The organism is Dyadobacter sp. OTU695 (genome assembly GCF_038440355.1).
Classification (GTDB): Bacteria; Bacteroidota; Bacteroidia; order Cytophagales; family Spirosomataceae; genus Dyadobacter.
The window spans coordinates 50,646-72,386 of sequence record NZ_JASATN010000029.1; the positions used below are offsets into that span (position 1 = coordinate 50,646).

The 21,741-nt window shown below is 48.4% G+C and carries 17 protein-coding genes and 1 pseudogene; 11 read left to right on the top strand and 7 right to left on the bottom strand.

Going from position 1 to position 21,741, the window contains the following annotated elements; genetic code table 11:
• Positions 1-320 precede the first annotated feature (320 nt).
• The 4 genes and pseudogenes from AAHB90_RS30240 to AAHB90_RS30250 all read left to right on the top strand — a co-directional run bounded on the left by AAHB90_RS30240 (position 321) and on the right by AAHB90_RS30250 (position 4,845).
• Positions 321-899, top strand: a complete 579-nt coding sequence (locus AAHB90_RS30240) for a TetR/AcrR family transcriptional regulator (RefSeq protein ID WP_342089051.1) — start codon at positions 321-323, stop codon at positions 897-899.
• A gap of 145 nt (positions 900-1,044) precedes the next feature.
• Complete coding sequence (locus AAHB90_RS30245) at positions 1,045-1,839, top strand: SDR family oxidoreductase (protein ID WP_342089052.1); 795 nt, start codon at positions 1,045-1,047, stop codon at positions 1,837-1,839.
• A 339-nt stretch (positions 1,840-2,178) separates the two neighbouring features.
• A pseudogene (locus AAHB90_RS32885) lies at positions 2,179-2,453 on the top strand (SDR family NAD(P)-dependent oxidoreductase).
• Positions 2,454-2,496: 43 nt separating this feature from the next.
• On the top strand, positions 2,497-4,845 hold the full coding sequence (locus AAHB90_RS30250) for a TonB-dependent receptor (RefSeq protein WP_342089053.1): 2,349 nt from the start codon (positions 2,497-2,499) through the stop codon (positions 4,843-4,845).
• 1,576 nt (positions 4,846-6,421) lie between these two features.
• On the opposite strand, the gene AAHB90_RS30255 is transcribed toward AAHB90_RS30250, so the two are convergent.
• Together AAHB90_RS30255 and AAHB90_RS30260 are read right to left on the bottom strand one after the other, a co-directional pair.
• Positions 6,422-7,591, bottom strand: coding sequence for a DUF1501 domain-containing protein (locus AAHB90_RS30255; RefSeq protein WP_342089054.1), 1,170 nt, complete (start codon positions 7,589-7,591; stop codon positions 6,422-6,424).
• A gap of 123 nt (positions 7,592-7,714) precedes the next feature.
• The gene (locus tag AAHB90_RS30260; protein ID WP_342089055.1) at positions 7,715-9,154 is read right to left on the bottom strand and encodes a DUF1800 domain-containing protein; all 1,440 of its coding nucleotides are present in this window, start codon (positions 9,152-9,154) and stop codon (positions 7,715-7,717) included.
• A 759-nt stretch (positions 9,155-9,913) separates the two neighbouring features.
• Here AAHB90_RS30260 and AAHB90_RS30265 point away from each other — a divergent pair.
• Complete coding sequence (locus AAHB90_RS30265; protein ID WP_342089056.1) at positions 9,914-10,219, top strand: T9SS type A sorting domain-containing protein; 306 nt, start codon at positions 9,914-9,916, stop codon at positions 10,217-10,219.
• A gap of 115 nt (positions 10,220-10,334) precedes the next feature.
• Here the strand turns inward: AAHB90_RS30265 and AAHB90_RS30270 are convergent, their stop codons facing one another.
• The gene (locus AAHB90_RS30270; RefSeq protein ID WP_342089057.1) at positions 10,335-10,889 is read right to left on the bottom strand and encodes a DJ-1/PfpI family protein; all 555 of its coding nucleotides are present in this window, start codon (positions 10,887-10,889) and stop codon (positions 10,335-10,337) included.
• A 405-nt stretch (positions 10,890-11,294) separates the two neighbouring features.
• Here AAHB90_RS30270 and AAHB90_RS30275 point away from each other — a divergent pair, with 405 nt between their 5' ends.
• On the top strand, positions 11,295-12,956 hold the full coding sequence (locus AAHB90_RS30275; protein ID WP_342089058.1) for a serine hydrolase domain-containing protein: 1,662 nt from the start codon (positions 11,295-11,297) through the stop codon (positions 12,954-12,956).
• Positions 12,940-13,359, top strand: a complete 420-nt coding sequence (locus AAHB90_RS30280) for a nuclear transport factor 2 family protein (protein WP_342089059.1) — start codon at positions 12,940-12,942, stop codon at positions 13,357-13,359. Before AAHB90_RS30275 ends, AAHB90_RS30280 begins: the two co-directional genes overlap by 17 nt.
• A gap of 76 nt (positions 13,360-13,435) precedes the next feature.
• Here AAHB90_RS30280 and AAHB90_RS30285 read toward each other — a convergent pair whose 3' ends face one another.
• Positions 13,436-14,638, bottom strand: a complete 1,203-nt coding sequence (locus tag AAHB90_RS30285; RefSeq protein WP_342089060.1) for a winged helix-turn-helix domain-containing protein — start codon at positions 14,636-14,638, stop codon at positions 13,436-13,438.
• A gap of 64 nt (positions 14,639-14,702) precedes the next feature.
• Here AAHB90_RS30285 and AAHB90_RS30290 point away from each other — a divergent pair, with 64 nt between their 5' ends.
• Positions 14,703-14,936, top strand: a complete 234-nt coding sequence (locus tag AAHB90_RS30290) for a hypothetical protein (RefSeq protein WP_342089061.1) — start codon at positions 14,703-14,705, stop codon at positions 14,934-14,936.
• 168 nt (positions 14,937-15,104) lie between these two features.
• Here AAHB90_RS30290 and AAHB90_RS30295 read toward each other — a convergent pair whose 3' ends face one another.
• Positions 15,105-16,127: an LLM class flavin-dependent oxidoreductase gene (locus AAHB90_RS30295; RefSeq protein WP_342089062.1), complete on the bottom strand. Its 1,023-nt coding sequence runs from the start codon at positions 16,125-16,127 to the stop codon at positions 15,105-15,107.
• Between the two features lie 377 nt (positions 16,128-16,504).
• On the opposite strand from AAHB90_RS30295, the gene AAHB90_RS30300 reads away from it, so the two are divergent.
• Genes AAHB90_RS30300 through AAHB90_RS30310 form a run of 3 tightly spaced genes read left to right on the top strand, consistent with a single transcriptional unit; the run spans position 16,505 to position 19,270 of the window.
• Positions 16,505-17,293, top strand: a complete 789-nt coding sequence (locus tag AAHB90_RS30300; protein ID WP_342089063.1) for a COG1470 family protein — start codon at positions 16,505-16,507, stop codon at positions 17,291-17,293.
• A gap of 5 nt (positions 17,294-17,298) precedes the next feature.
• Positions 17,299-18,306 (top strand): ABC transporter ATP-binding protein, encoded by a 1,008-nt coding sequence (locus AAHB90_RS30305; RefSeq protein WP_342089064.1) that lies wholly within the window; start codon positions 17,299-17,301, stop codon positions 18,304-18,306.
• Positions 18,260-19,270 carry an ABC transporter permease gene (locus AAHB90_RS30310; RefSeq protein ID WP_342089065.1) on the top strand — a complete coding sequence of 337 codons (1,011 nt, stop codon included), beginning with the start codon at positions 18,260-18,262 and terminating at the stop codon, positions 19,268-19,270. Before AAHB90_RS30305 ends, AAHB90_RS30310 begins: the two co-directional genes overlap by 47 nt.
• A 13-nt stretch (positions 19,271-19,283) precedes the next feature.
• On the opposite strand, the gene AAHB90_RS30315 is transcribed toward AAHB90_RS30310, so the two are convergent.
• Positions 19,284-19,913 (bottom strand): response regulator transcription factor, encoded by a 630-nt coding sequence (locus tag AAHB90_RS30315; RefSeq protein ID WP_342089066.1) that lies wholly within the window; start codon positions 19,911-19,913, stop codon positions 19,284-19,286.
• A gap of 113 nt (positions 19,914-20,026) precedes the next feature.
• On the bottom strand, positions 20,027-21,741 hold a 1,715-nt coding region (locus AAHB90_RS30320; protein WP_342089067.1), incomplete at its 5' end, for a T9SS type A sorting domain-containing protein.

The following is a 21,741-nucleotide window of genomic DNA, read 5'->3' on the forward strand; positions in this document are numbered from 1 at the left end:
TGTGAGCAGCCTGTTCGTTGCCGAATGTAAGTTCTGGTGCGGGGCCATCCCAATGTACTCCTGCCCATCCAGAAGGGTGCCAGAGAGGATCTCTTGTTTGTAAAAGGCACCGGCAGCCGTGGGGCATCTTCTTTCAGTTTTATCTTTTGCCTCCCCAAAGACAAACAAGTCTTGTTTGAAGTGATGGCCCTCCATTACGACAAGCAGTACAATAGCATGTACTTCAAACAGATCTGCCTTACTTCCTGGTAAAAATCTTATCGTCCCCTTTTTCTGAATCAATTGTTTCAGAATTTAGCTATCTTTGCAAAAAGGAAATTATGGCAAGGACAGTGGAATTTGACCAGCATCAGGCAATTGAAAAGGCACTCGATGTTTTTTGGCAGAAAGGATACAACGGGACTTCTATGCGCGATTTGACAGATGCCATGCAAATCAATTCCAGCAGCCTGTACAACACCTTGGGCGATAAGCATCAACTTTTTGTGCAGTGCATTAAACACTACACCAAGAAAAGAAGGATACTGCTGGAAGAACGAGCCCGAGCATTCGATTCGCCGTTGAAGGCACTTGAAAGCTTTATCAATGACGTGGCGGATGTGGTCATCAACGATGCCCAGGGATGCTTTGCGATCAAGACTGCTTTCGAGGTTTCGCCCGACGAAAAGGATATACAAGCACTACTCAAAGACGACAATGATTTCACCCATTCCTTCCTGGACACCTTGATCCGTGAAGCAGTCGAACAGGGAGCTATGAATAAGGATACGGATCCGGGTCTGGTCGCAGACTACATGATCAGCACCTACACGGGTTGGTATGAGCTCTATATCCTTCACAGAGACCCGGCAAAAATCAAAAAACTTGCTGGCTTCATGGTGCGGCAGTTGCTGCGCTAAAATATTTTTGTCCTTTTCTGAAACGATCACTTCAAAAAAGAAGCATACGGTAGCGGCAAAGCGGCAACAGGGGATAACATCGCCATGTACAGATAGACAATACCCGTAATTAATTTTGAAACAATCATTTCACAATTCACATCCAATGCAGTACAAACAAGAAACCGGCTTAGTGCTGGAAGGTAAAATTGCCCTTGTAACGGGCGGAACAAAAGGGATCGGCAAGGCCATTGCCCAAAGATTGAAAGCCTCAGGGGCGACCGTGGTGGTGAGTGCTAGGAGTAAGCCGGAGGAAACAGGCGAAGGGGACCACTTTATCGCAGCGGACCTATCGAATGTGGCAGCGGTAGATCACCTTGTGGCGGCAGTCAAAGATAAATTTGGCGGGCTGGATATCCTGATCAACAACCTCGGCGCGAATACGGCCCCCGCCGGTGGTTTCAGTGTGCTCAGTGACAAGGACTGGAATGATGTTCTGCAAGTCAACCTGCTTGCGGCAGTCCGGCTGGACCGGGCTTTCCTGCCGGGCATGATTGAGGCGGGCAGCGGGGTCATCATCCACATCTCGTCTACCAGTGGCATGTTTCCGCTATGGGATACAACGATGGCTTACAGTGCTGCTAAAGCAGCCCTGAATGCTTACAGCAAGTCTCTGGCCACCGAAGTCGCGCCGAAGGGCATACGCGTGGTGACAGTTTCTCCCGGACTAAACAAAACCGGGGCAATGAGCAGTTTCCTGGAAGGACTGGCCGCCTCGGCAGGCATCGGTACCGAAGAAATGACCCAGAACTTGCTGCAGCGTGTTGGCGGTGTGCCGCTGGGCAGGATGGCTGATCCGGCAGAAACAGCGGAAGTGGTCCATTTTCTCGTGAGTCCGGCGGCTTCTTACCTTACTGGGACGAACATCGCCGTCGACGGCGGTAACTTCCCGGTTGTTTAGATGGGCCAAGCCCGGCGCTTAACACATGCCGGGCTCATTTCTATTCCCCAGGGCTGTCTATTGAGAGTGTAATGGTTTCTTTAGCTGAAAAAGAGAATTTGCATACAAGGAAACCGCTTTTTTATTCCTGGCGAGCCATCGTGGGTGGCATTTGTATTGTTTATAAAAAACATCGCAAATGAAACAGACCATTTTGACTACAGGGGGTAGTACGGGTATCGGAAAGGCAACTGCACAGTTATTTCGGGCCAAAGGCTGGAATGTTATTGCCACCGTGCCAAGCCCGAAGACGAGTCCCGGTTCAGCGGGCTTGAGAATGTACTGTTCACCCGGCTAGATGTGCTCGACCTGGATTCGATCCAGCAAGTCATCGCAGCGGGGATCGGAAAATTCGGCAGCATCGACGTACTGCTTAATAATGCCGGCTACGGCGCCTACGGCCCTTTGGAATCCTTCCCAATAGAAAGATACTCCGCCAGTTTATTACTAACGTGACTGGCCTGCTGGATGTAACCCGCGCCGTGCTGCCGCATTTTCGTGCGAACAAATCCGGCACGATCGTCAAAATCCGATCCAGCCTTCCCAAATCAAATGTCAAGTTTATTTTTAATTAGTATAAATAATTTTACTTTTGCGTGAGAATTAAACGTTCACTTAATGAAAATAAGATTACAATCAATACTATTCTTTGTCGCTTCCATTTGTTCCTTCCACTTCACTTACGCCCAATCTGCCTTGGGAGTTATTAGGGGTACCGTGATGGATAACAACAAACAGCCAGTCCCATTTGCTTCTGTCGTCGTGAAAGGGACTAATATAGGTACTACTGCAAACGGCGATGGAAGTTACCGGCTTGGTAATTTGCCCAAAGGAAACATTTCGATCAGAGCTTCTTTTATCGGATATACGATTCAGGATAAAGACATTACACTTGATACTGACACGGAACAGAGCCTCGATTTTGAACTAAAAGAAAGTTCTTCCCAGCTCGACGAAGTCATTGTTTCCGCAGGCCGCAGGGTAGAGTCGCTGGCCGAAACGCCATCATCTGTGACGGTTGTAAACGCGAAGGAAATCGGCGCGCTCTCTACCATAAGCCCCAACATCGCTAACATTCTGGCGTTTTCGGTTCCCGGTTTGGGGGCCTCTACCAATCAAACCGGCAATTCGGGACAAACATTGCGTGGTCGTAATCTGCTGGTTCTCATTGATGGAATACCGCAATCAACTCCACTCAGAGCCGGGGGGCGGGATATCCGCACGATTGATCCGTCGGTGGTCGAGCGGGTGGAGGTGATTAAGGGAGCCACAGCAATTTACGGAAACGGTGCCGATGGCGGATTGATTAACTACATCACGAAAACGCCAAAAACAGATCAGAAAATCGGTGGATACAGCCAGTTGAGCCTTACGGGCAATACCCGCGGAGATAGCACGCTGGGCTTCCGTGCTTCACAGCAATTGTACGGACGGGTAGCCAAGTTCGATTATGTAGTTAGCGGGATGTACGAAAAAACCGGCGTTTACCGGGATCCCAAAGGATTGGTGATATCTCCCGATTACGGACTGGGCGAAACCAAAATATACAATGCGTTCGCGAAGGTGGGTTATAATTTCAGTGGTTCTCAGCGCATTGAGGCTATGTATAACTATTACAGCTCCAATCAGCATTCGGCTTACGTTGCCAAGGCCGGCGTTTATAGACAATCTCCCGCAATCGGCGTGTGGGGAACCCGGAAAGGAATCGACGAGGGAACCCGCTACAATCACAATGCTAATATCCAGTATACCAATAAAAATATTGTTGGCCGGACTTCACTGACTGCCAATGTGTATTTGCAGGATTTCTGGACGGTTTATTCCAATTCAGAATCGTTTTTTGGCAGCGGGCAATCGGCTATTATTTCGACCAAGAAAGGTTTCAGGCTCAACTTGAATACACCTTTTACGATATCGCCCAAACTGTCGGGTGACGTGACTTATGGCGTGGATATATTGAACGATAAGACGGAGCAAAATCTGGTTGACGGCCGCTCCTGGGTGCCGCGCATTAATATGAATAACCTTGCTCCGTATGCACAGCTTACAACGCAGTGGTTTAATTACCTAAACTTGAAAACGGGATTACGCGCTGAAAACATCAAGATGGATATTGCCGATTACGCCACTTTGGCTACTGGTCCCGACGGTGCAGGAAGCATTAACGTGACGGGCGGAAAGCTGGATTATAATGCTTTTGTATTTAATGCAGGACTTCGGTATTCAAAGTTTAAGCAGTTCAATCCATTCGTGAGCTATTCACAATCGTTTTCTATTTTCGATCTGGGGAGAATATTAAGAGCTGCGAACGAAAATACAGTGGCCGGCCTACAAACCGAACCGATCATTGTAAACAATTATGAAGTTGGTTTCAGCAGTGCTTTGGGACCATTGAGTGTGTCGGCTGCCTATTATTACAGTACATCGAAATTGGGTTCTAATTTACTTCTGGTGGATGGTAAATACGTTGCCGAAAGACTGCCAGAGCGGGTTTGGGGTTACGAATTTCAAGTTGACTATCAGGTAACTGCCAGTTTTGTTTTGGGAGGTAATTATGCTTTTGTAGAAGGCAAAGGCGATAAAGACGGTGACGGAAATTTTAATGGCCCGACCGATAAATACCTGAACTCGAACCGTATTACGCCGGCCAAAATTGCGACTTACGCCAGGTACAACAAGGCCCGGTTTAATGCAGACCTGAACTGGTTGTATGTAGGAAAAAGGGATCGCTTTGCACCCAATGAAAAAGGCGTTTATCCAATCGGGGAAGGGCCAATCGACTCTTATAATACATTCAATTTATCTTTGGGATACAAAATTACCAAAAACCTGAAAGCTGATTTGGGTATTGAAAACTTGCTTAACACAGTTTATTACCCGTCTATTGCACAATTTTATGGAACTGCAATTGATTACCGGAGAGGAAACGGGCGCAGATTTAACCTTACGGTAGGATATCGCTTTTAGCAAACGTGAAATTTAAAAAAGTAGTCAGCTTTTTACACCCTTGGCTCGGACTTGTGTCCGGGCTTTTTGTGTTTTTGATCGCGATCTGCGGCTGCCTTGATGTTGTTTGTTGACGAGCTTGACTCATCATTTACCGTGAGCGTCTTTTTGTAACCCCGGGGAATCTCCTGCGCGACATTGAACTACTTAATGGTGAGCTCGCAAGCGACTCGTTTGTCGGGTCGGCAAAGCACCTGGTCAATGAGCTTTGCGATAGCAATTAAAAGAGCTGGCATCCAATTGAAGTATTTACCCTAAAACCGTCCATCGGTCCAAGTATTCCCAACCTACATCTTCCGGATCATTTTCCTTACTCCTTGTGGTAGATGCCCAGGATTATCCATTCTAGTATAACCTTGTGCTTTCCGGTCTGGCCTCGCTCGGTTACATGCAAAAGATACGCTCCCGGCCGGGAATGTACGGTGAACGTCACTTCGACCATGCCTGTTTTACTGCGGGGTGTACGAACTGGAACCAGACGGTTCCTTATATCCTTGTTTATACATATCCAAAGTTTACACATAATTAGGATTATGTGTAATTCCACATAACAAGGATAAGGCACCGGTCGAAGGCCATGCCAAGATCACATATCAGCGCCTCTTTGCGCCTTTACGCGTTCAGTATCAAGAGTTGATCGAAGGTATCCGCAGGCAGCTGGAAGTGCACAACAATAAGAACTTCCAAGGCAAGAGTTAATCGATCACCCTATTCCCCATCGGCGGGCGAGTTGATCCATCGTAGCTTTTATGATCCTGGTCATACCGAAGATGAAGATCTCGGGACGTCATTCTGCACGGTTCGGGATGAAATCAAGGAGTACAGCCGTGAATTTATCCATCAAAAACTGCCTGCACAATGGCCTTCACCATTCGCCCCCTCATTGTATGGGACTGGCAGCAGGTAAAACAGGTTTACCAGCTAGGTATGGATATGGTGATGCGACATACGAAACCGGGGCGCTGAAGTCGATGCGCTAAAAGTAAAAATTTCTTTCCCAGCCGCGGCTTGTGGCCGAAGGAAACGGTCAGGTGATTCGATGGGCATTACTGTCCGCTGTTTCAAGCCGGTGCGTATATGGCGATGTGGCTGAAACGGCATCTACATCCATCCGGAATCTCACGGGCGCGGTGTCGGCCGGGAGCTATTATCAGATCTGGTGCCGTTAAGCGAAAAACTCAGTTTCTGAACGTTGCAAGCACAGATATTCCCGGAAAGCAAAGCGAGTATTGCATTTCAAGAAGGCCAGGGTTTCCGGAAAGTAGCTTATCGGGAAAAGTTTGGAAAACGTAATGCAATCTGGCGCGATGTAATATTCCTGGAACGCCGCAGTGCAATCGTTGGAAATGATTAATCACAAACACTCTATGAAGGAAAAGCAGCTTTCAGTCGTTGGCCCTCATTTGGCCGGTGATCGAAGTGCCGGTTTTGATTCTAATGGTGGTCAAGTATGCCCAAAGTCAGCGGAAATCATTTGCTCCGCAGAATGGGTATTTTAGCGAATGCGGTTAAACTGCCCAGAAAGATTCCCTATCAATTACAGCAGGCTAAGTTTGGGAAACTTCTTCCCGAGAATAGCCACATCGTCTGCTCCAAGCCAATCTTCCAACAGCGTCGCATAAATGCTCCGGAAATCAATGGTGAACTTTAAATCTCCCATATCCAGATTGTGCAGATCAGGCGCTTGATCGTAAACACGCTCGCTGCGAGTCCCGCTTAGACCTCCTCCCACCAGAAAAACACTGTTGGCCGTCCCGTGGTCAGTCCCGTTGCTCGCATTCTCCTTTACCCTGCGCCCAAATTCGGAGAAAGTCATGACCAACACGTCGTTTTGTCGGTTGGTCGACTTCATATCACCCATGAACGCTTTGACTGCCTCGGCATACTGCCGTAAAAGTCTTTCCTGCTGACCCGTTTGCTTTACATGTGTATCGAAGCCGGAAATGGAAACATAATACACCCTTGTCGTGGTGTCTGACTGGATCAGCTCGGAAACAGTTTTTAACCGTTTACCCAGCTCAAGCGAAGGGTAAGCGCCCATGGTACGATGCACCGGTTTTGCCGATTTATTGTAAACATAGGCTGCAGAGGATACCGTCTCGGCCAGTGTTTTATAAAGGTAACCTGCGTTACTGTGCGTTTCCGGGTAGCTGTTGTCGGACAACTCTTTGATCATCCCGTCACGGGTTTGGTTATAAAGCTTTTTGGGATTAAGCAGGGCAAGTCCATTTACCAAGTTTCCTTTCATAGTCAAACTAAGTGTATCGTCTACTTCTATCGCCCGGTGCTGCGCACAGCCTCCGGGCCCCGAACATGTTGCATCCAGGTAACGCCCTACCCAGCCTGTATTCAGATATTGGTCGGAACTGCTTGCCGTTTGCCAAATATCCATGGACCGGAAATGGGACCTGTCCGGATTGGGATACCCCACATTGTTGATCACTTTAACCAGCCCATCGTCATATAACGCCTTCAATGGTTCCAGCGCGGGATTGAACCCGACTTCGTCGTTCAATGCCAGTACTTTTTCACGCGCGATTGCCAGAGTGGGTCTCTCACGGTAATAAATGTCGTTTCGAAAGGGTACAACCGTATTCAGGCCGTCGTTGCCACCCGATAGCTGCACCACAACCAGTATTTTGCTGCCCGTAGGATCTACGTTCATTTGATCCAGTTCATAAGCCTTAAGAAATGACGGGATCATCATAGTCCCGGCAGTGGTTAAGGCTGATTGCTGCAAAATTCCCGTCGTTTCATAATGATCAATTTTGACTGGCTTCTTTAAAATGGAATGCATTTCGATGTACGCAATTATTCTGCGTTAACACTTCTAACAAAGTTGATACTCAGGCAAAGCCATAAGTGCCGCAGTCAAGTTTTTGATTCGTTCAACCCGCGCGCTGCTCCCGGCTGTTTGAAGAATCAATGCACGCTGTGTTTTCCCTAGCGGCTGCTGAATCAAATAAGCCGCCAAAGCATCAGCCAGATGGTCGGAACCAACCCCCGAAAAAGACTTTTCAAATGCATCCCAGTTGATCTCCACCTGCATCAAATCACCTCCGCGCCTGGCGAGCAGTTCCGTATTCACGTCACCATCTTGCTTGGGCTGCAGGGTCACCGCATGCGACCTCAGAATAAGATCAGGCAATTTCATCCGGAATAAAAGGCTTGAAGAATCGATCCAGTTTCTTCCTCCGGGCCACCCGGCCACATTAGGTGGATAAAGCAAAACTTGCCCCAATGTACGTTGGATGAATATTAACGATTGCTTTTGCTGGAAAACAAGTCCCAGCGAATGCTGTATCCCCACAAGCAATTCAACGGGTGATTTTATGCGGTTCCCCCTCACCGAAGTTTCAAAAAACCAGTCAGAAGTCAGAATGTCGTCCAGAAGCCTGGCAATGTCATAACCACTTTTATAAAACCTTTCAGCAAGGCCTTTGATCCGCGTTTCGGCCTCCGGGTTTTCCGTCTGTTCGCTAACCAGAAATTGATATATTTTGCCTGCAACGAAACGAGCCGTCTGCTTTTTTTCGAGCAGTAATCTGATTACATCTTCGCCCTCAAAATGACCGGTTTGACCAAGAATCGTTTTTAACCCATCGTCATGCCGATTTTTCCGAAAGGTAAATTCTCCCCTCAGATTATATCCCCAACCGGTAAACGCCCGGGCGGCGTCCTTGATATCCTCTTCTGTATAACTCCCTGAGGCCCGCCCCAATGTGAACAGCTCCATTACTTCCCGGGCAAAGTTTTCGTTGGGCGCATCCTTGCGGTTCTGCTGATTGTTGAGGAATTGAAGCATTGCCGGCTCTTTTGAAACAGCCATTAACAGATCCGCAAAATTGCTCAGGGCATGTGTCCGGATCGTATTCAGGTAACGCTGGACGGCGGCCGGATTGAGCACCCGACAGGCAAAATGCCCATGCCAGAACAAAGCCATTTTTTCACGAAGAACGTCTTTGCCGGAAGCCATTTTCTCGATCCAAAGCACATTTAAGTCGCGTATAAGTCCCGCATTTCCCTTAATCCGCATTTTGATTGCTTCACGATCGGGCTTACGATTGGTGACCAGTTTTTTAAGCGTTTTATCGCTCTTAAACTGATTAATATCCACGACTACCAGTGGCTGAAAGCTAGACTGGGTTAACATTTCTTTCACCACGGTTTTGACGGGCCGGTTCTCTTTCAGTAAGTGCTCATGGGTTGCCCCAAACCCGGCACGCCAGTACAGGTGCTGTAATTGTTCTGATTTGCTGATGTTTTCCATGGCAGTGATTTACATGGGGTTAGCCGGTTACCTGAAAGTGCTTATGCAGGATGTGTGCAAGCCACTAGGGCCCATTCCGGTTCTATGACTTCGAAGGCGACACAAGGTTTAATTTGTTACCCTGGTCTTTAAGTTCTACTGTACAATATTCCGGATCATCCCCCCGATCTCAAGACTGGTCAGCTTCCTTATTTTAGGGGCGGTCTAGTCGGCCGGTTAAGGACTATCGTGGCCGTTTGAAGTTCAATTTTGTCCCTTTCATCTTTATCGGCCCTGAGTGGTTGTCTGATTTTGAATTCCTTTAATTTATTTTAGATGATGAAAAAATTCAATCTTTGGCCAGGGCTTGTCATTTCGGTATTTATAGCTTTGATCGTTTTCATATCGAGCGCGATACGATTAGACCAAGTGGAAAAGAGCGAACTGGTACTAAGGAATGCTGGCACTACATTTCTGATATCTATTTGCTGCTGGATCACAAATCAGTATACACTGGGTGCCGCCTGGATTAGGGGCAAGGCGCTGAAAACGGGGTTTGCCCTTACAGCCTGCGCATTAGTCGCCATCGTCATTCTTTATCCTTTGCGGGAAATGTATACAGAGAGCTTCCCAATGAGGTGAAACGACTTTTTTTGCGAATAGCTAAGGAAGTACAAATGGAACTACATTGACGTTAAACGGAGCGATCTCGCAGGAAAGTAATTATGCGTTTTGGGATACCGAGTCTTCCTCAGGCGTCTCTTATTACCGGCTTAACAAATGGACATCGATGGTCAAGCAGCTTTCAGTCGCATTATCGCGATCGATAATCGGGTCGTCCACACCCTGACTGCATACCCTAATCCGGCGTCCGACCGTTTGCGGATCGATCTTGCCGAGAAAACGAATTCCCAACCGCTTGTTCGGGCGTTCAGCACCGATGGACGAATTGTCTTTGAAGATAAAACGGAAAGGCTCAGCGATGGCCATGTGTATATAAGCGTGAAAGCTATTCCCGCAGGGCTCTATCAGGTGCAAATTGTAAACGCGGCAAGTACTTACCAGGCACAAGTCGTTAAAGGGTAGGAAAACAAAAGGGCAAATAACATGAAGCCGCCTGGGCGACCCGACAGGGCGGCTTCATTGTCGGTAGACGAGTGGAAGAAACCGGCGACCGGTTCTGCCTCTGCTCTTTCAAGACTCACGCTTTGTTGAGACAGGCAAAAACTTCGCGGTAAAACTCTGGATGCGATTGCCAGGTCTGTCCGGTCACGATATTTTCGTCACGAACTGCTTGCTGGGTAGAATATATGCCTCCTCCCATTTCAATTTCGGTTCTGACATGTTCGTAAGCTGTTAACGTCCGGTTGTGGGCCAGTCCGGCTGTGACCAAAATCTGGATCCCGTGACAGATGGCGAAGACCCATTTGCCTTTCCGATCAAACTCGCGTACCACTTCCAACAGCCTGGCGTGATTGCGCAGGTATTCGGGAGCGCGGCCGCCCAGGAGCAGAATGGCCTGATAATCGTCCACTACCACCTCCTCAATGGTCAGGTCAGAAGGTAGACAATAGCCGGGCCGCTCGATATACGTATCCCATCCTAATTCAAAATCGTGCATTACCAGATTAAGGCGGCGTTTGCTGGGCGCTGCAATCAATGCAATGTCGCCTTCTTCCTGGAAACGGTGCACAGCATAGAGTGTTTCGTAACTTTCGCCACCATCCCCGGTGACGATCAAAATTTTGCGATTCATAGTATAACGAATTTAAACAATGGCGTGCTGGTTGAGCCATCTACTTTACCGAATACCAAAAGCCCAAAAGAGGTGCATACTACCTTATACCACTTGCCCAAGCGCGATTTGCCCTATCGAATAGACTATCGGTTGCCAGTTGTAGAGCTGTACGCGCACAAAAGTTCCTGGAAATTAATGGGGCATTTCAGCCATAGATTAGCGTCCAGGAATTTTCTGAAGACGTAGTTTCAATCAAATTGTTAAGTTATCTTGTTTGTTAGACGAAAGTGGCAGTAGATAGCTATATACATTAACCCCAAAAATGGGATAGTGCAGACACTAGCGAGGCCTCCGGTCGGGAATTTTCCAAAGAATCGAGCCTTTCTGGGGCATTCGATCGTTTTTTCTTTACAACAAGCCAACATGAATGGGATCAGAAGATTTTGGCCAGCTATTTTCCTGATAATTAAAATCTTCCCGGTAAGTATCGCCTGTGGCCAGAAGAATATCGCAAATGGGGTAGAAAAACGTGTGGATTCTTTAATCCAAACTTACCACCAGCGCACTGGGCCGGGAATCGCAGTAGCGGTCGTAAGAGATGGGCAGATTATCTATCAACGTCAGGACGGTTTTGCCAATCTCGAATATGGCATACCAATCTCAGACTCCACAGTGTTTCATATCGCATCCGTTTCAAAACAGTTTACGGCATTTTTGGCGTTGCTATTGGAGCAGGAGGGAAAGTTGTCGTTAGACAACGACATTAGCCAGTACATTCCAGAGCTGAAAGGCTTACCCAAAGTAACCATCCGGCAGTTGGCAAACCACACCCATGGCTTTGCCAACACGTATGAACTGGGTCAATTGATCGGGATCAGTTCGCATGATGTGATGACCCAGCAGCAAATGATAACAATGCTGTTGCGGCAAAAGCAATTGAATTTTGAACCAGGAGCACAATACCAATACAACAATTCCGGATTCGCGCTACTGGCCGAAATTATCCAAAGAGTTTCGGGTAAATCTTTTGGCGATTTTGCGCGGGAAAGAATTTTTGTCCCGCTAGGCATGAGCAAAACCTTGTTTTTGGATGACAATGCAACGATCGTGAAAAATAAGGCATATTCCTACAAAACGGCCAAAACGGGGTACATCAAAGTACCCTTCAACTATACAGTAATCGGAGCATCAGCATTAAACACAACATTACACGATCTTAGCCTGTGGGCCATGAATTTTGACAATCCGAAAATAGGCAATCAAAAAATATTCGACAAAATGAAGCCGCCAAGCCTGTTGAATAATGGGCAGCAGATTCCCTACGCCTTTGGCCAGGAAATGAAAACATACAAGGGTCTTAACGTTATATTCCACGGCGGCGGAGATGCCGGATACCGTGCTTACCTTCTGCGTGTTCCGGCATATCATTTTTCCGTAATTGTAATGGGCAATCTGGAATCTTTTAACCCCTCGGCGCTTCCATATGACATTTTGGATCTGTACCTGAAAGAATTTGAGTCTGTTCCGAATAAAGAACCTGTACCCCGGTACTCAACTGACGATCTGAGGAAGTGGCAAGGCAGCTATGAAATCTTTCCCGGATCGTTTTTTAAATTGGTCGCCCAAAACGACACATTATTTTATCAGCCCTTTGATAAAAAAGACCTATATGCTTTGCCCGTTGCCGGTGATCGTACTTTTACTTTCCCTTATGCTCCGTTCAGCAAGCTGGTTTTCGGCCCCGAGGGTTTGCGCTGGCATTTTTCGGACTTCTCCTATCGTTGTGAGAGAATGATCTTTCAACTTCCATATAAACCAACATATAAATTAGAAAAACTGACAGGGATTTACTGGAATGACCCTTTGAAGACGTCTTATAAACTGGTTGTAAATGAAGGCAGGCTGATGGCTACTCACGCTCTTAATGGTGACATCGTGTTACAGCCCTTGGCTCGCGACGAATTCTATTCGAATAAATCTTTTTTTGGAAGGGTCAAATTTATAAGGGATGACCAACAGCGGGTGACGGGATTTGTCCTGTCGGGGCAGAATCTAAAAGATGTAAGTTTTGTTAAAACAAATTGAGGCCTTAGCCCTGTTTTGTAAGCTTGAATTTTGGCATATGCTTTCTGATAACAAAATGATACTTGAAAGGGCGAATGAAGCTATCGCCCGCGGAGATTATGAGGCTTTTCTTGCATTTTGCAGTGAAGACACGCTTTGGACTTTTGTTGGCGAAACAGTCCTGCGCGGAAAGCAGGCTGTTCGGAAGTATATGGCAGAGGTCTATGTAGAACCACCAAAATTCATAGTCGAAAATATGATAGCAGAAGGGGAGTTTGTTACCGCACTTGGCAGGATCTGCATCAGGGATGAAGACGGTCATATGGTGGATAACGCATATTGCGACGTGTGGCGGTTCCAGAACGGCAAAATGGCAGAATTAAAGGCTTTCGTTATCAAGGCTTCATGTATGCATACTGTTTAGTTGATAATATACTGGAATGCGCTCAGATCGGCTAAGGAAAGCCCATCGGCTGTTTACCCCACCTTTGAAATCATTTTTATATAGGTTTACCAGCAAGGCTTTCCAGGATGGCCTCCAAGTTGGCGTGATTGTTTGACTTCTTGAATTCAATTTGGTGGCACTGGTTGAACCTGGCAAATGCTCTGAGCGCCCCAGCAAGCTTGTCAACTGTTGTTTCGGCCAGATCGAAAGCTTCAAAATGCAGGTTGTGCACCGTCAGAATTTTCCGCTTCCGGTCGGCCTTCGAGTCCATTCTTGCAATGAACTTGTCAGCGGCCAGAACCGGCAATGAGAAATAGCCGTACTGACGTTTATGGGCGGGCACAAAGCACTCGATCTGATAATCGAAATCAAAGAAATCTTTCAAACGGTGCCGGAAGACATTCAGGATATCAAATGGGGAGAGAATGAAGACGTCGCCCGATAGCTCAACATCGGTCTTTTCCCCCGGGAGCATATACAACGGGCCTTTCAGCTCCTCCACAGATACCAGACTGAGCTCGCCGTTTTGCACCATTTTATCAAGTTCTTGTTTGACCAGGTTGCCTTTCACGTGTCGGGTACGCCATGCGATTTCCTTCGCGTAGGCGATACCCAGTGCACCCAAGGCGCGCCGGATGACAAAACGTGCATATTCTCTGTCGCTGGGCATGGTCTGGTCTATTTCTTTCGGTATGGTGTTGACCGGCAAAACATAGACCTTCTGAAAATTCTTTGTCCGCTGGATCATCAGTTCCCCATCCAGATAAAGCCTTTCCAGGGCAATTTTGGCTGGCCGCCAGTCCCACCAGCCGGTGCTGGCCTGGGTCCGGTCGTTTTCAAAATCGCCTACCATTACTGCCTCTGTGCGTCGGACCCGATCCAGGATTTCTTTCATTAATTTTATTTCCGGGCCGGTAAGGGGTTTACGCTGGGATTTGAAAGCTTTTTTTACCGGCAGTGAAAAGCGGAAGTCGCGCATTGGAAGGTAGCCCGCGTCCGAGGTCAGATACTCGAAGATGCTACCGTCCTGGCAAAGCAGCGCCAGCCAATCGGTTTGGTAATCGGGTATGCGCGCGGCCATTACGTGATGGTGAGCTCGCTCGACAACATAATTCGTGTCCAGCTGCACAAAGCCAAGATGATCGATCAACCGATAAACGGCCTCAATACCTGTTCCGAATTGCGCCTTTCGGGCCAGACCGGCAGCGTTAACAATGATCTTTCTGGCCTGCTTTTTTGTAAGCTTAATGGGCTCCATGGGCTAAAATTTACGAATCAAACATGAAATATCGGCGCCCTGATATTTTCAATTATTTTTGTGGATGAATGAAACGATTACATTACCGGTCGACTACCTGGGGCAGCTTCTGGAACTTCCATTGAGCATTGTCCCGCTGGGATTCACTTATCAACTGCATATCCAGGTTGAAGGCAAATCTCTGATATTTGAAAAGGACGATCAGGGAGACTACCGCGTTATTGACACTGCTACCGACAAGGGTTCTGTTGACAAAGGGCTACTTGCGGCGATTGTCGATACTTTGCAGGCGCTTTAATTGTTCTGATAGTCGGGGGCTAGTCGCAAGCGGGTGGCTGGCTCTTAAGAGCGCGTCCAGGCAAATGTCCGCTTGGTTTAACTGCATACTCTCGCACATATGCCTCAGTAAATAACTTTGTGGGTTACAAGTCCAGCTTATTTGCGGTCAGCCAGGGCTGAAAGGTGGTTAACGCCACCCCAACCCCGGCGCCACGTGTTGCAAGATCGAAGACAACACATGGATATTGTAATCAACTCCAAGTGTGTTAGGTATTGTAAGAAGGAGCGTGTCCGCCTCCTGAATAGCTTCATCCTGCGCCAATTCTTTAATCAGCTGATCGGGTTCGGCCGCATAGCTTCTACCAAAAATCGCACGTTTGCCGGGTTCGATCATCCCAATCTTATCACTCCGGCCAGCTTCCTGTCCAAAATAGTAGCGGTCCTGATCGGTTACCAATGCGAATATAGACCGGCTCACCGAAATTCTTGGCTTGCGCTGGTGTCCTGCTTTTATCCAAGCATCCTTGTACAACCTGATCTGCTCGGCTTGCTGGACGTGAAAAGGCTTGCCGCTTTCATCGTTTTTCAACGTCGAACTTTGAAGATACATTCCGTTTTCGGCCGCCCAGACGGCGGTGGCATTAGAACCGGCTCCCCACCAAATCCGCTCCCGCAATCCTTCCGAGTAGGGTTCCAGCCGTAGCAGGCCCGGCGGATTCGGAAACATCGGGTTCGGATTTGGCCGTGCAAATCCTACACCGTTTAGCAGTTCAAGGAATTCGAGTGCTTTACGGCGTCCCATATCTGCGTCGCTTTCGCCTTTCGCTGGTTCGTATCCGAAATAGCGCCATCCGTCGATCACTTGCTCGGGCGACCCTCTGCTGATCCCCAATTGCAGTCGCCCGCCGGAAATCAAATCGGCAGCGCCAGCATCTTCCATCATGTACAAGGGATTTTCGTAGCGCATATCAATTACGCCCGTTCCGATCTCTATTTTGCTGGTCTTTGCGCCGATAGCCGAAAGCAAAGGAAATGGCGAGGCTAATTGTGAGGCAAAATGATGAACGCGAAAATAAGCGCCGTCTAAACCTATTTCTTCGGCGGCAACAGCCAGGTCAATAGATTGAAGAAGCGTGTCGCTTGCTGTTTGAGCGTTGTAGGCCGGATGATTGGACCAATGCCCGAAGGATAAAAATCCTATTTTCTTCATAATCTCAGTTCCCGATTTCAAAATCCGGTCACATTCAGCGAAAATGGCTTGAATGCGATGCGGCTCGACCTGCAACTTAAATATTTTTTCGCAACTGATGGCAAGCCATACCTCTTTATTGCCGATGCTTGCAAAGGCAGCCCGAATAGTCTCTTAAAAGCTATATGCCCGCGCAAATTTTTTGGCGATGAAATTTTTTAAAAAAATGCTCCTTTTTTTATTTTCGCGCCCAACTAGAATTCAAAGCCCGAGAAAGGGCTTTGTAACCATTCTTTAATAAATGAAATTTAGTGATAACTTTTGTTTGTTAGATTATGTCCGTTTTTTATCCAATTCTCAAAAAGTACAGCGTTTATTCCCTTCGCAGTTTGCTTTTCATGGCCGGACTCTCTGCAAGTTTACAGGCCCAGCCCTCAGGCAAACCCATCGAAAAGTCTTCTTTTCAAACCAACTTGTTTAATCTGGAAGCCAGCTCCGGCGAGCCGTTCCGCTACTCGGCAACTTTGAAAAACGGGTCCGGCCAGGCCAGGAATTATGCGTTGGCGGCCAAGTTGCCGCCGGGCTGGATTGCTTCTTTCCGAACAATGGGCAGCCAGGTCACCTCGGTCCATCTTGAACCGGGAGCCACCCAGGAGGTTTCCATCGAGATTAGCGTAAGCCCTAATTCGAAGCCGGAAAAGTATGCAATTCCTGTAACAGCTGTTTCTGCCGCCGATACGCTCACCCTTAACCTGGAAGCTGTTCTCAAAGGTGCTTACAAGATCGAGCTAAGTACGCCTTCCGGGCGGCTGAGCGAAGACGTCACCGAAGGCAGCGTCGAGCAGATTGTTTGCACGATCAAAAACACGGGAACGCTGCCACTTGAAAATGTAGAGATGACAGCCCAGACTCCCCCGAAATGGGAGGTCACCTTTGAGCCTGCCAAAGTGGAGCGTATAGACCCATCCGGTTCTATTGATATAACGGCCAGGGTGCGGGTTCCCGACAAAACAATTGCCGGCGATTATGTCTCCACGTTCACGGCCAAAAATCAGCACGCAAACGCGGATGCCATTTTCCGGATCACTGTTAAGACTTCTTTGCTGTCCGGTTGGCTGGGTATTTTGGTTATTTTGCTCGCTGCCGGCTTGATATACAGGTTAATCAAAAAATACGGCAGACGCTGAGCAGTATGGAAAATCCTGTCATTGATTTGAAGGGGTTGACCAAATGCTACGGTTCTCTGAAAGCGGTTGATAACCTGAATTTGAAAATCGGTAGGGGCGAAATATTCGGCTTGCTGGGGCCGAACGGAGCAGGGAAAACTACGACGATCCTGATGATGCTCGGCCTTACCGAACCTTCTTCGGGCAAAGCGCTGGTCTGCGGAATTGATGCGACAACCCATCCCATCCCGGTTAAGCGGAAAGTAGGCTACATGCCCGACAGTATCGGCTTCTACGACAGCATGTCAGCCCTTGAAAACCTGGTGTACACCGGCAAATTGAACGGGCTGTCTGGCTCGGAGGCGCATAAGCGTGCACTGGATTTGATGGACCTGATTGGTCTGGGCTCTGCGGTGCACAAAAGAGCCTCCGTCTTTTCAAGAGGTATGAAACAAAGGCTTGGTCTTGCGGAGGTTTTAATCAAGCGGCCTGAGGTGATTATCCTGGACGAACCCACGCTGGGCATCGATCCGGCTGGCGTTAAAGAGTTCCTGGCGCTGATTCGGCAGTTGAGTCGGGAGCAGGGACTAACTGTGCTGCTATCCTCCCATCATCTGCATCAGGTGCAGATGGTCTGTGATCGTGTTGGTATTTTTGCCGCCGGTAAAATGCAAATGGAGGGGGATATTGATAAGCTTTCACAGAATCTCTTTGCCGACGAGTCCTATTCGGTCAGCATCACTGTAAGAAATGCCCTTCCTGTGCCATGGGAGCATGCGGCTGAGCTGCAAAGCATCAGCGAGGTGCGACAACTACGCATTGCTGAAAACGTCGTAGAGATCGCCTGCTCTTCGGATGTTACACCCGATTTAGTCCGTCTCTTTGTCGCGAAGGGTCTTGATGTAATTGGGGTCCACCGAAAGGAGTTCGGACTTGACGAAATTTACCAAAAATACTTTGAGAACAATTTAACAGAAGACAAGACCGATGAAAAGTCTCGCGGTATTTTCCAAAGGTATCTCACCAAAAAATAAACCTGCCTTGGGTCCGGCCAGCGCATTCCAGGTCATGGTAGCCAAAGAGGTGGCCGATCATATCAGAAGCTGGCGATTTATCGTCTTGCTTGCCCTGGTCGTTTTTACATTTTTAGGGGCTTTGTATGTGTCGGTGAACAATATCAAGAGTGCAGTTTCAAATGTGCAGGATCCGGACAGCATGTTTCTTTACCTGAAACTGCTTACCACTACCGACGGTGCGATGCCGCCCTTTCATGTGTTTCTGAATTTTCTGGGTCCATTGCTGGGGATCGCGCTCGGCTTTGATGCAATCAATTCCGAGCAGAATAACGGTACTTTGATACGCCTGATGGCGCAACCCGTGTATCGGGACAATTTGATTCTTGCCAAGTTTGTCAGTGCATGGATGATCGTCGGCACATTGTTTCTCAGCCTTGCGCTGCTCATGATTGGCGCCGGACTGTGCATTACGGGCGTCTGGATTGAACCCGGAGAAGTACTTCGTATTTTCGCATTTGTGCTCGTAAATGTCGTTTACGTGGGCTTCTGGCTGAGTTTGTCCATATTGTTTTCCATCACATTTAAGCAGACGGCTACTTCGGCACTTGCGGCAATCGGCGTCTGGTTATTTTTTACGGTATTTTACCAGATTGTAGCCAATTTGCTAATCGGAGCTTTCATCCCTAAACAGGCTGTGCTCACGCAGATGGATGTAGTCAGGTATAATCAGCTGATGCTGAATATACTCCGTTTGGCTCCCAGCCAACTATTCTCGGATGCAACCACCACGTTGCTTATGCCATCGGTAAGGAGCCTGGGTCCGCTTACGATGGAGCAGATGGCCGGCGCTATTCCCTCGCCACTTCCGTTCAGAGAAAGTCTGATGGTGGTTTGGCCGCAGTTATGCGGACTATTGGCGGCAACTTCGCTCTGCTTTGCATTTTCTTATTATCTGTTTATGCGAAGAGAGATCAGGAGTTGAAAGCGGCAGCTATTTAATAGGCAAGAGACTTCTGAAACAGTTCAAATTTATCGGCCACATTCATCTTTTTGCAGATCCGCTTTTTGTAAGTGCTGATCGTATTGCATTTGAGGTTAAGTGAGTAGGCGATTTCTTTGGTGCTTTTACCCAGGGCAACCTGGGTCATGATGGTCCGTTCACGCTCAGAGAGCCGGTCGATGGATTCGAGCTCTTCCAGCTGATGACCGGCATTGATCTTGGGTAGCAGCGAGGACTGCAGTTCGACGCTCAGGTATTTACCGCCGGAGCCTACGATCGTAATCGCCCTGGCCAGTTCATGGGGTTTGGAATGTTTCATGATGAACCCGTCAGCGCCAGAACGCATGACCGGCACTGCATATAGCCGCTCGGCCAGCCCTGAATAGAAGAGTATCGAAACGTCGGCCTTTGTACTTCTTAGCACTTCAACAAGGTTCGGCGTAATTACTCCATTGATCTTAACCTCGCTGATGATAAGCTCAATATTGGTCCCGCTTTTCAAGATGGTCAGGGCTGTTTCCAGATTGGCCGCTTCGAAAAGACAGTATTCTTCGGAAATAGATTGCAGCAAGAGCCGCATTCCTGTGCGGAGCAGAGTTTGGTCGTCGATAATCAATACGTTCATTGCAAGAGGAGATAGCGTTTAAATCTTGTGAAGGGAATTTTGGAACAGACGTTCCGATAAAACCGGTGGACCGGCTACCGGAACGTCTGTAAACCACTATTTAGCGTTATGCATTATTTAATGTGGACGAATTTGTGTGTGTGAACAGATCCGTCAGTGTGTGTGATGCGCAGGATGTACACGCCCGCATCGAGCCTGCTCACATCTACCTTACCCGCGTCAACCGGTCCGGAGCTGTAAACCTGCAAGCCTGCAAGGTTGTCGATCCGGATGGCTTTCACTTGTTTCCAGCTGGTCACTTTGAGCGTCAGCTCATTGCTAACAGGGTTTGGATAGATGCTGCTTTCAAGCTTGCTGTCAAAGCGGAGGCTTCTGATAGCGCTGAATGCAAATGTGCCGTCAGTATCTACCATTTTCAGTCGGTACAGGTTTTCACCGGTTTCGGGCGCGCGGTCTGTGAAGGTATAGGTCTTTTTCACCTTGCTTTCACCTTGCGCGGCCAGATTGCCGACCTTTTTCCATGCCTTGCCGTCGGTACTGCGTTGGATTTCGAAGTGGTCGGAGTTGGTCTCCTCCGAAGTCGCCCAGTTCAATTCCGCAGCATTTTCACGTGCAGTAGCAGTGAACGAAACCAGCGTCACTGGTAGCGGTTTTTCCCAGCGGATCGTGTAAGGTGCAGGTGGTGATTGTTCGCCGGCCTGGTCTACATAAGCATACTCGAAAGTAGTGCTGGTGTATCCTGTGCCGATCAACTTGATGGCCAGTGAGTCAGGATTGTAGTTAGGAATCACCTGGCCTTCTGTCACCAGCACACCATTGTAGTACAGCTCACCATTGTCAGGCAGGGTAGTGATCACCACCGTGCGGTCTCTGCCTGTGCCGTTCAATGTACCGTCCTCAGGGTCGGCACCGGTCAGCTGATCAGGCGCGGTAGTGCCGGCACCTGTGCTGGTATGCGTTCCATTGAGCGGTATGATCTGATCCACAATCGGCTGATCAATGATGTAGTTCTTCGGATCTGCCAGCGGCGGCTGCTGCACGCCAAAGTTGGCGTTGGTCACATCAGTAGTGGTTACCACGATATTAGGCAAGATACCATTGACGCTTCCGTCGCTACCTGCATTGGCACCCAGGTGCTCACCTGTGTTATTCCAACCGGTTGGCAGACTTGGCGTCGTCGATCCGGCCGCTGTCTGGTGCAGCACCACGCTGTAAGTGCCCGGCGTTACATTACCGAAATCATAGCTTCCATCCGCATTTACAGGGACAGTCGCCACCACAGCGCCTGTGCTATCCAGAAGCGATGCATAAAGGCCAGTCGGAATGGCAACGCCCGATGTTGTATTAACGGTGCTGTCTGTCAATGCATTGGCATCGTGGAATACATTACCCGAGAGGCTTACCAGGGGCGTTGTGAACGGCTTTGTCACCGAGCTTTCGTTGCTTTCCAGCCCACCGTTGTCAGTTACTGTGAACGGTACATCTACGGTCGGGTTACCATCGATCGGATCGATGAGTACTTCCAGACCGGTTACCGGAACCGTTATGCCAGAATCAGGGAATACCTGCTGACCCGTTCCCGGTGTTTCACCCGGAGCGACATAAGTTGTTCCGTTGATGGTCACAGTGGTCACATTTTCAGGGAATTCTGTGAAGGTGATCGTTTCCACAGTTCCATCCGGATCGGTGAAGTTGAAATCATCCGAGATATCCACTGTTACGGTTCCACCAGGGTTTGGTGAAGATGGCAGGGCCTGGTCGGTAGTTACTGGCGGCTGCTGCACGCCGAAGTTGGCATTGGTCACATCGGTCGTCGTCACTGCAATAC

What these genes read in the sequence shown, in the direction of transcription:
- AAHB90_RS30240 (WP_342089051.1), top strand. Translation starts at nt 321, where the DNA reads ATGGCAAGGACAGTGGAATTTGACCAGCATCAGGCAATTGAAAAGGCA.
- AAHB90_RS30245 (WP_342089052.1), top strand. Translation starts at nt 1,045, where the DNA reads ATGCAGTACAAACAAGAAACCGGCTTAGTGCTGGAAGGTAAAATTGCC.
- AAHB90_RS30250 (WP_342089053.1), top strand. Translation starts at nt 2,497, where the DNA reads ATGAAAATAAGATTACAATCAATACTATTCTTTGTCGCTTCCATTTGT.
- AAHB90_RS30255 (WP_342089054.1), bottom strand. Translation starts at nt 7,591, where the DNA reads ATGATGATCCCGTCATTTCTTAAGGCTTATGAACTGGATCAAATGAAC.
- AAHB90_RS30260 (WP_342089055.1), bottom strand. Translation starts at nt 9,154, where the DNA reads ATGGAAAACATCAGCAAATCAGAACAATTACAGCACCTGTACTGGCGT.
- AAHB90_RS30265 (WP_342089056.1), top strand. Translation starts at nt 9,914, where the DNA reads ATGGACATCGATGGTCAAGCAGCTTTCAGTCGCATTATCGCGATCGAT.
- AAHB90_RS30270 (WP_342089057.1), bottom strand. Translation starts at nt 10,889, where the DNA reads ATGAATCGCAAAATTTTGATCGTCACCGGGGATGGTGGCGAAAGTTAC.
- AAHB90_RS30275 (WP_342089058.1), top strand. Translation starts at nt 11,295, where the DNA reads ATGAATGGGATCAGAAGATTTTGGCCAGCTATTTTCCTGATAATTAAA.
- AAHB90_RS30285 (WP_342089060.1), bottom strand. Translation starts at nt 14,638, where the DNA reads ATGGAGCCCATTAAGCTTACAAAAAAGCAGGCCAGAAAGATCATTGTT.
- AAHB90_RS30290 (WP_342089061.1), top strand. Translation starts at nt 14,703, where the DNA reads ATGAATGAAACGATTACATTACCGGTCGACTACCTGGGGCAGCTTCTG.
- AAHB90_RS30295 (WP_342089062.1), bottom strand. Translation starts at nt 16,127, where the DNA reads ATGAAGAAAATAGGATTTTTATCCTTCGGGCATTGGTCCAATCATCCG.
- AAHB90_RS30300 (WP_342089063.1), top strand. Translation starts at nt 16,505, where the DNA reads ATGGCCGGACTCTCTGCAAGTTTACAGGCCCAGCCCTCAGGCAAACCC.
- AAHB90_RS30305 (WP_342089064.1), top strand. Translation starts at nt 17,299, where the DNA reads ATGGAAAATCCTGTCATTGATTTGAAGGGGTTGACCAAATGCTACGGT.
- AAHB90_RS30310 (WP_342089065.1), top strand. Translation starts at nt 18,260, where the DNA reads ATGAAAAGTCTCGCGGTATTTTCCAAAGGTATCTCACCAAAAAATAAA.
- AAHB90_RS30315 (WP_342089066.1), bottom strand. Translation starts at nt 19,913, where the DNA reads ATGAACGTATTGATTATCGACGACCAAACTCTGCTCCGCACAGGAATG.